Below are 10184 nucleotides of genomic sequence, written 5' to 3'. Positions count from 1 at the left end.
CCTCGGAGGCGGAGGTGGTGCCGCTGCTGACGGCTGGGGTGGGGGTCGCGGCGGTCAACGGTCCGTCCTCGGTGGTGGTCTCCGGTGCGGAGGCGGCGGTGGAGGCGGTGGTGGCCGCGCTGCCGGGGGGTCGGCGCAGTTCGCGGTTGCGGGTGTCGCATGCGTTCCATTCGCCGTTGATGGAGCCGGTGCTGGAGGGGTTTCGGCGGGTGGCCGAGTCGGTGACCTACCGGCAGGTGGAGGCGTCGGTGGTGGCGGTCTCGACGGTGACGGGTGCGCCGGTGGCCGGGGAGTGGGGGTCGGCGGAGTACTGGGTGGAGCATGTGCGGCGGTCGGTGCGGTTCGCCGACGCGGTGGATGCGGCGCGGGCCGATCTGGGTGTGTCGCGGTGGGCGGAGGTGGGTCCGGACGCGGTGCTGACCGCGCTGGCGGCCCAGGTCCTGACCGCGGATCCTGCGGACGGCACCGACGCCTCGGCCGGTACGGGCTCTGCGGATGACACGGGCGGTGCCGGCTCCGCAGGCGGTACGGGTTCTGCGGCTGGTGCGGGTTCCGCGGGCGGCGCGAGCGGTGCGGATTCTGCGGTGGTGGGGTTGCAGCGGCGGGGCCGGGGCGAGGTCGAGGCGCTGCTGGCCGGGCTGGGGCGGGCGTATGCGCACGGCGTGGCCGTGGACTGGGCGCGGTACTTCTCCGGGTCGGGTGCGCGGCGGGTGGAGCTGCCCACCTACGCCTTCCAGCGCGAGCCGTACTGGATGGACGCGCGTGAGTACCTGATCGCGTCCTGGTTCGGCGAGGAGATCGGGGACGTCGCCGCTGCGGGGCTCGACACGGTCGAGCATCCCATGCTGGGAGCATCCCTCACCTCACCCGACTCCGGTGGGCTGGTGCTCACCGGCCGGCTGTCCCTGGACGGCCATTCGTGGATCGCCGACCACGAGGTGCTGGGCAGCGTGCTGCTACCGGGCACCGGGTTCGTGGAGCTGGCGATCCGGGCCGGCGACCAGGTCGGCTGCGGTCTCCTCCAGGAACTCACCCTGCGCGCACCGCTCGTGCTGGAAGGCCAGGGGGAGCGCCGGCTCCAGGTGATCGTGGACGCGCCCGACGGGGCGGGGAAGCGCTCGGTGAACATCTACTCCCGCTCCGGCGGGGAGGACGAGCCGTGGACGCTGCACGCCGAGGGCGTCCTCGCCCCGAGTGCCGTAGCGCCCTCCTTCGATCTGACCGAGTGGCCCCCGGCGGGTGCCGTCCCGGTGGACGTGGACGGAGCCTACGAGTTCCTGAACGAGCAGGGGTACGGGTACGGCCCGGTCTTCCAGGGGCTGAAGGCGGCCTGGCGTCAGGGAGACGACGTGTTCGCCGAGGTCTCCCTGCCCGAGCAGGCACGTGAGGAGGCAGGCCGGTTCGGCCTCCACCCGGCTCTGCTCGACAGCGCGATGCACGCGGCGCTCTTCGACGACGACGGGCGGCGCGGCGGCGCGACGGTGCTGCCGTTCGTCTGGAACGGGGTGACGCTGCACGCCGTCGGCGCGACGGAGGTGCGGGTACGGATCTCCTCCGTCGGCGAGGGCGACATCTCACTGGCGGTGGCGGACGCCGAAGGCGGACCCGTGCTCTCGGTGGAGTCACTGGTGGGCCGTCCCGTCTCGGCCGAGCAGCTGAGCACCTCGTCGGCGGCGCACCACGACTCGCTGTTCCGGGTCGAGTGGGTCCAGGCCCCTGCCGCCGCTTCCGGCCCGGTGCCGTGGGCGGCCTGGTGGGAGGTGGCCGAGGGCGGTGCGGTGCCTGGGACGGTGGTGTTCGAGTGCCCGGTGCCCGGGACGGACGTGCCCGAGGGGGTGCGGTCGGCCGCCGCCGAGGTGCTGGAGGTGGTGCAGGCGTGGCTGGCCGACGAGCGGTTCGCGGACTCCCGCCTGGTGGTGGTGACCCGGGGCGCGGTGGCGCTGCCGGGTGAGGACCTGGACGTGCGGCTGGCTCCGGTGTGGGGTCTGGTGCGGGCGGCGCAGGCGGAGAACCCGGGCCGGTTCGTGCTGGTCGACACCGACGGCGCGGCCGAGTCCGGTGAGGTGCTGGGGGCGGTGGCCGTCTCCGGCGAGCCGGAGGCGGCGGTCCGGTCCGGGCTGATCCGGCTGCCGCGTCTGGCCCGGACGATGGTCTCCGAAGCGGACGAGAGCACCGTCTGGGATGCGGACGGCACGGTGCTGGTGACCGGCGGCACGGGTGGTCTGGGCGCGCTGGTGGCGCGGCACCTGGTGGTGGCGCACGGGGTGCGGCATCTGCTGCTGACCAGCCGGCGGGGGCTGGAGGCGCCGGGCGCGGCCGAGCTGGCCGCCGAGCTGGAGGCGCTGGGGGCGCGGGTGACGGTGGCGGCGTGTGACGTGGCCGATCGGGAGGCGCTGGCGGGGCTGCTGGCGGGTGTTCCGGTGGAGCATCCGCTGCGGGGTGTGGTGCATGCGGCGGGGGTGGCGGACAACGGGCTGGTGGGCACGTTGACGCCGGAGCGGATCGACGCGGTGCTGCGGCCGAAGGCGGATGCGGCGTGGTATCTGCACGAGTTGACGGCGGAGCTGGATCTGTCGGCGTTCGTGTTGTTCTCGTCGGCGGGCGGGATGGTGCTGGCGGCGGGTCAGGGCAACTACGCGGCGGCGAACGTGTTCCTGGACGGGCTGGCGGCGCACCGCAGGGCCCAGGGTCTGCCGGCGACCGCCGTCGCCTACGGCCTCTGGGCCACCGGCACCGGCCTGAGCGACCTCCTGGACGAGGCCGAACAGCGGATGCGGCGTCTGGGCCTGCCCGCCGTCTCGGTGCGGGAGGGACTGGCGCTGTTCGACGCGGCCGTCCTCGCGGACGAGCCCGTGCTGGCGGCCGTCAAGGTCGACCGTACGGCCCTGCGGAACAGGGGCGACGACCTTCCCGCGCTGTTGCGTGGTCTGGTGCGGGTGCCGGTGCGGCAGGCGGCGCGGGCGGGTGCGGGTGCGTCCGGTGGGGAGTTGGAGCGGCGGCTGGCGGGGCTGGCTGGGGCCGAGCGGGGCCGGGTGCTGCTGGAGCTGGTGCGGGCTCAGGTGGCGGCGGTGCTGGGGCACGCCTCGGTGGAGGCGGTGGAGGCCGATCGGGCGTTCAAGGAGCTGGGTTTCGACTCGTTGACCGCGGTGGAGCTGCGTAACCAGTTGAACGCGGTGACGGGGCTGCGGTTGCCGGCGACGCTGGTCTTCGATTATCCGACGTCGGTGGCGGTGGCGGAGTTCGTGGGGGGTCTGCTGTCGGGGGTGGAGGCGCCGGTGGCCGCGGTGGCGGCGGTGCCGATGGCCGCGGGTGAGGACGCGGTGGCGATCGTGGGGATGGCGTGCCGGTATCCGGGCGGGGTGGCCTCGCCGGAGGATCTGTGGCGGTTGGTGGCCGGCGGGGTGGACGCGGTGGCGGGGTTCCCGGAGGACCGGGGCTGGGACCTGGAGGACCTCTTCGACCCCGAGCCCGGTGTGGAGGGCAAGTCCTACGCCCGGGAGGGAGGCTTCCTGTACGGCGCGGCGGAGTTCGATCCGGGGTTCTTCGGGATCAGTCCGAACGAGGCGCTGTACATGGATCCGCAGCAGCGGTTGCTGCTGGAGACGTCGTGGGAGGCGATCGAGCGGGCGGGCATCGATCCGGCGTCGTTGAAGGGCAGCCGGACCGGGGTGTTCGCCGGGGTGATGTACCACGACTACGGCCTGGGGGTGGAGGCCGGTACGACGAGCGGCGGCAGTCTGGTGTCGGGCCGGGTGTCGTACACGCTGGGTCTGGAGGGGCCGTCGGTGTCGGTGGACACGGCGTGCTCGTCGTCGCTGGTGGCGTTGCACCTGGCGGCGCAGGCGGTGCGGTCCGGGGAGTGCTCGCTGGCGCTGGCCGGCGGAGTCGCGGTCATGGGCACACCGGAGATGTTCGTCGAGTTCAGCCGGCAGCGCGGCCTGGCCCCCGACGGCCGCTGCAAGTCCTTCGCCGCGGGCGCCGACGGCACCGGCTGGGCCGAGGGCGTGGGTGTGCTGCTGGTGGAGCGGTTGTCGGACGCGCGCCGCAACGGGCATCCGGTGCTGGCGATCGTGCGGGGTACGGCGATCAACCAGGACGGCGCCTCCAACGGGTTCTCCGCGCCGAACGGCCCGTCGCAGCAGCGGGTGATCCGGCAGGCGCTGGCCAACGCCGGGCTGGCCCCCGCCGAGGTCGACGCCGTCGAGGCGCACGGCACCGGCACGACGCTCGGCGACCCGATCGAGGCGCAGGCCGTCATCGCGACCTACGGCCAGGACCGGCCGGAGGACCGGCCGCTCTGGCTGGGCTCGATCAAGTCGAACATGGGCCACGCCCAGGCCGCCGCGGGCGCGGCCAGCGTGATCAAGATGGTGCAGGCGCTGCGGCACGACCTGCTGCCCAGGACGCTGCACGTGGACGAGCCGTCGCCGAACGTGGACTGGTCGGCGGGCCGCGTGGAGCTGCTGACCGAGGCCCGGGAGTGGGCGAAGAACGGCCGTCCGCGCCGGGCGGGCGTGTCCTCCTTCGGCATCAGCGGCACCAACGCGCACGTCATCATCGAGGAGGCGCCGCAGGTCGAGGCCGAGGAGCCGGCCGGACGCGTGGACCCGCCGGTGGTGCCGCTCATCGTGTCCGGCAAGAGCACCGAGGCGCTGCGCGCGCAGGCCGTACGGCTCGCGGACCGCATCGAGGCCGATCCTGAGCTGGCTCCCGTGGACGTCGGTTTCTCCCTGACGGCCGGCCGCACCGCGTTCGAGCACCGGGCGGCCGTGATCGCCGGGGACCGCGAGGGTCTCCTGGCCGGTCTGCGCGCGCTCGGCGGCGGAGAGCCAGCGGCGAACGTCGTCCGGGGGCGCGCCGACACCTCGGGCGGGACGGTGTTCGTCTTCCCCGGGCAGGGGTCCCAGTGGGTCGGCATGGCCGTCGAGCTGCTGGACTCCTCCCCGGCCTTCGCCGCGGAGATCCAGGCCTGCGCCGACGCGTTCGAGGAGTTCGTCGACTGGTCGCTCGTCGACGTGCTGCGCGGGCGGGACGGCGCGGCCTCGCTCGACCGGGTGGACGTCGTGCAACCGGTGCTGTTCGCGGTCATGGTCAGCCTCGCCGCACTGTGGCGCTCGCTCGGGGTGACCCCCGACGCCGTCGTCGGACACTCGCAGGGCGAGATCGCCGCCGCGTACGTCGCGGGCGCGCTCACGCTCCGGGACGCGGCCCGCGTGGTGACGTTGCGCAGCCAGGCGCTCATCGCGCTCGCGGGGACCGGCGGCATGGTCTCCGTGCCGCAACCCGTCGAGCGGGTGCGGGAGCTGCTGGCCCCGTGGGGCGAGCGGCTGAGCGTCGCCGCGGTCAACGGCCCCTCCTCGACCGTCGTGTCCGGAGAGACGGACGCCGTCGAGGAACTGCTGGCGCGCTGCGCCGCCGACGACGTCCGTGCCCGCCGCATCCCGGTCGACTACGCCTCGCACTGCGCGCAGGTCGAACCGATCAGGGAGCGGCTCGCGGAGCTCCTCGCCGACACGGCCCCGCGCGCCTCGCAGATCGCCTTCTACTCCACGCTGACCGGTGACGTGCTCGACACCACCTGCATGGACGCCGACTACTGGTACCGCAACCTGCGGCACACGGTCCGCTTCGAGCAGGTGGTACGGCTCCTGCACGAGCACGGGCACCGGAGGTTCGTCGAGAGCAGCCCGCACCCGGTGCTGAAGAGCGGCATCCAGGACTCGATCGAGGACCTCGGCTCCGACTCCGACGGCTCGGTGATCGTCGGTTCGCTGCAGCGGAACAACGGAGGCCTCGGCCGGTTCCTGGCCTCCGCCGCGGAGGTGCACGCCCGGGGAGGGCACGTCGACTGGGGCACGTTCTTCGCCGGTTCGGGTGCGCGCCGGGTGGAGCTGCCGACGTACGCCTTCCAGCGCCTGCCGTACTGGCTGCAGGGCCGCGCCGGCGGCGGTGACCCGGCGTCGATGGGGCTCGGGGCCGTCGAGCATCCGCTGCTCGGCGCCGCGGTCGTCTCCCCGGACTCGGACGGCGTGATCCTCACCGGACGTCTCTCCCTGACGACCCATCCGTGGCTCGCCGACCACAAGGTCGGGGAGGCCGTCGTCTTCCCCGGCACCGGTTTCGTGGAACTGGTGGTCCAGGCCGGTGACCAGGTCGGCTGCGACGTGGTGCGGGAACTGACGCTCCAGGCGCCGCTCATCCTGCCCCCGCGCGGAGGGGTGCAGCTGCGGATCGCCGTCGGTGCGGGCGACGCGTCCGGGACGCGCGACGTCACCGTCCACTCCAGGAGCGACGAAGAGGCGGACCTGCCGTGGACGCTGCACGCCGAGGGCGTCCTCGCGTCGGGTGCCGCGGCGCCCTCCTTCGACCTGGAGCAGTGGCCTCCGGCCGGTGCCACCGCGATCGACCTGGACGGCGCCTACGACTTCCTGCTGAGCCAGGACTACGGCTACGGCCCGGTGTTCCAGGGGCTCAAGGGGGCCTGGCGACGCGGCGAGGAGCTGTTCGCCGAGGTCGCCCTGCCGGAGAAGGCGCGTGCCGACGCCGGGAGGTTCGGCCTGCACCCGGCGCTGCTGGACGCCGCGATGCACGCGGGCCTCTTCGACGACGACGGGCGGCGCGGCGGTGCGACGGTGCTGCCGTTCGTCTGGAACGGGGTGACGCTGCACGCCGTCGGCGCGACGGAGCTGCGCGTCCGCAACGTCGCCGCCGGTCCGGAGAGCGTGTCGCTGCAGGTCGCCGACGGAACCGGTCGGCCGGTGCTGTCGGTGGGTGAACTGGTGTCCCGGGAGGTCGCGGCCGACCGGCTCGACGCCTCCCCGAACGCGCCCGGCCGCTCGCTGTTCGGGGTGCGGTGGACGCCTGTCCCGGTCACGCCCGGTTCGGTGTCGTGGGCGCCGTGGGGCGCGCTGCCGGAGGGGGCCGAGGTGCCCGAGACGGTGGTGTTCGAGTGCCCGGTGCCCGGGACGGACGTGTCGGATGCGTCCGGGGCGGATGTGCCCGGGGCGGTGCGGTCGGTCGTGGGCGAGGTGCTGGGGGTGGTGCAGGCGTGGCTGGCCGAGGAGCGGTTCGGGTCGTCGCGGCTGGTGGTGGTGACCCGGGGCGCGGTGGCGCTGCCGGGTGAGGACGTCGATGTGCGGCTGGCTCCGGTGTGGGGGCTGGTGCGGGCGGCGCAGGCGGAGAACCCGGGCCGGTTCGTGCTGGTCGACACCGACGGCGCGGCCGAATCGGCCCAGGTGGTGCCGGCGGTGGCCGTTCTCGGGGAGAGCGAGGCGGCGGTGAGGGCCGGTGAGCTGCGGGTGCCGCGGCTGGCGCGGGTGCCGGTGGAGGCTGCGGTGTCGGTTCCGCAGGACCGGGCGGCGGTCGAGTCGGGCATGGACCGGGCGGAGGCCGAGTCGGGCATGGACCGGGCGGCGGTCGAGTCGGGCATGGACCGGGCGGAGGCCGGAGCGGGTGCGGGCCGGTCGGTGCCGGAGGCCGGTCGAGTGGATGGAGCGGCGCCGGATGCCGGGCGGGCGGGTGCGGACGGTTCTGCTCCGGTGTGGGATGCGGACGGCACGGTGCTGGTGACCGGCGGCACGGGTGGTCTGGGCGCGCTGGTGGCGCGGCACCTGGTGGTGGTGCACGGGGTGCGGCATCTGCTGCTGACCAGCCGGCGGGGGCTGGAGGCGCCGGGTGCGGCGGAGCTGGCCGAGGAGTTGTCCGCGCTGGGGGCGCGGGTGACGGTGGCGGCGTGTGACGTGGCCGACCGGGAGGCGCTGGCGGATCTGCTGGCGGGTGTTCCGGTGGAGCATCCGCTGCGGGGTGTGGTGCACGCGGCCGGGGTGGCCGACAACGGGCTGGTGGGCACGCTGACGCCGGAGCGGATCGACGCGGTGCTGCGGCCGAAGGCGGATGCGGCGTGGTACCTGCACGAGCTGACGGAGGAGCTGGACCTGTCGGCGTTCGTGTTGTTCTCGTCGGCGGGCGGGATGGTGCTGGCGGCGGGTCAGGGCAACTACGCGGCGGCGAACGTGTTCCTGGACGGGCTGGCGGCGCACCGCAGGGCCCGGGGACTGGCCGCGCAGGCACTGGCCTGGGGACTGTGGGACGTCGACACCGGCCTGAGCCGGTGGCTGAGCGACACCGACCTGCAGAGGATGCGACGTCAGGGGCTTCCCGCGTTCTCCGCGGAGGAGGGACTGGCGCTGTTCGACGCGGCGACCGCCACCGGTGAGGCGGCACTGGTGCCGATCCGGGTGGACACCGCCGCCCTGCGGACCCGGAGCGACGCCGTACCCGCGCTGTTGCGTGGTCTGGTGCGGGTGCCGGTGCGGCAGGCGGCGCGGGTGGGCGCGGGTGCGTCCGGTGGGGAGTTGGAGCGGCGGCTGGCGGGGCTGGCTGGGGCCGAGCGGGGCCGGGTGCTGCTGGAGCTGGTGCGGGCTCAGGTGGCGGCGGTGCTGGGGCACGCCTCGGTGGAGGCGGTGGAGGCCGATCGGGCGTTCAAGGAACTGGGTTTCGACTCGTTGACCGCGGTGGAGCTGCGCAACCAGTTGAACGCGGTGACGGGGCTGCGGTTGCCGGCGACGTTGGTCTTCGATTATCCGACGTCGGTGGCGGTGGCGGAGTTCGTGGGGGGTCTGCTGTCGGGGGTGGAGGCGCCGGTGGCCGCGGTGGCGGCGGTGCCGATGGCCGCGGGTGAGGACGCGGTGGCGATCGTGGGGATGGCGTGCCGGTATCCGGGCGGGGTGGCCTCGCCGGAGGATCTGTGGCGGTTGGTGGCCGGCGGGGTGGACGCGGTGTCGGGGTTCCCGACCGATCGGGGCTGGGACCTGGACGACCTGTTCGACCCCGAGCCGGGCAAGCCCGGGAAGAGCATCGCCCGGGAGGGCGGCTTCCTGTACGGCGCGGCGGAGTTCGATCCGGGGTTCTTCGGGATCAGTCCGAACGAGGCGCTGTACATGGATCCGCAGCAGCGGTTGCTGCTGGAGACCTCCTGGGAGGCGATCGAGCGGGCGGGCATCGATCCGGCGTCGTTGAAGGGCAGCCGGACCGGGGTGTTCGCCGGGGTGATGTACCACGACTACGGCCTGGGGGTGGAGGCCGGTACGACGAGCGGCGGCAGCCTGGTGTCGGGCCGGGTGTCCTACACGCTGGGTCTGGAGGGGCCGTCGGTGTCGGTGGACACGGCGTGCTCGTCGTCGCTGGTGGCGCTGCACCTGGCGGCGCAGGCGGTGCGGTCCGGGGAGTGCTCGCTGGCGCTGGCCGGCGGCGTGACCGTCATGGGCGCACCGGAGATGTTCATGTACTTCAACACCCAGCGAGGCCTGGCCGCCGACGGCCGCTGCAAGGCGTTCTCGGCCGACGCGGACGGCACCGGCTGCTCGGAGGGCGTGGGTGTGCTGCTGGTGGAGCGGTTGTCGGACGCGCGCCGCAACGGGCATCCGGTGCTGGCGATCGTGCGGGGTACGGCGATCAACCAGGACGGCGCCTCCAACGGGTTCTCCGCGCCGAACGGCCCGTCGCAGCAGCGGGTGATCCGGCAGGCGCTGGCCAACGCCGGCCTGGCCCCCGCCGAGGTCGACGCGGTGGAGGCGCACGGTACGGGGACCCGGTTGGGCGACCCGATCGAGGCGCAGGCCGTCATCGCGACCTACGGTCAGGACCGGCCGGAGGACCGGCCGCTCTGGCTGGGCTCGTTCAAGTCCAACATCGGGCACGCCCAGGCGGCCGCGGGCGCGGCGGGCGTGATCAAGATGGTCATGGCGCTGCGGCACGATGTGCTGCCCAAGACGCTGCACGCCGAGGAGCGGACCCCGCAGGTCGACTGGTCGGAAGGCCGGGTGGAGCTGCTGACCGAGGCGCGGGAGTGGAAGCGGAACGGTCACCCGCGCCGGGCGGGCGTGTCGTCGTTCGGGCTGAGCGGCACCAACGCGCACGTCATCATCGAGGAGGCGCCGCCGGTCGAGATCACCGAGGAGACGGTCGAGCCGGAGACGGTGCCGCCGATGGTGCCGCTGGTGGTGTCCGGTAAGAGCGTGGAGGCGTTGCGGGCGCAGGCCGGGCGGCTGGCCGCACATCTGCAGGCCGCCCCTGAGCCGGACCTAACGGATGTCGGGTTGTCGCTGGTGACGACGCGGGCGGCGCTGGAGCACCGGGCGGTGGTGGTGGGCTCCGACCGCGCCGGGCTGGCGCGCGGGCTGGCG

1 protein-coding gene is annotated in these 10184 nt (G+C 74.2%); it reads left to right on the top strand.

The window, feature by feature from the left end; translation table 11 throughout:
* Positions 1 to 17: 17 nt before the first annotated feature.
* Positions 18 to 10184 (top strand): type I polyketide synthase (locus tag IEZ06_RS34985; RefSeq protein WP_189240961.1); only part of this gene is annotated, 10167 nt, incomplete at its 3' end.

The sequence above is a fragment of the Planomonospora antibiotica genome, from assembly GCF_014647955.1.
Classification (GTDB): Bacteria; Actinomycetota; Actinomycetes; order Streptosporangiales; family Streptosporangiaceae; genus Planomonospora; species Planomonospora parontospora.
This window is presented reverse-complemented; position numbering and strand designations above follow the sequence as displayed.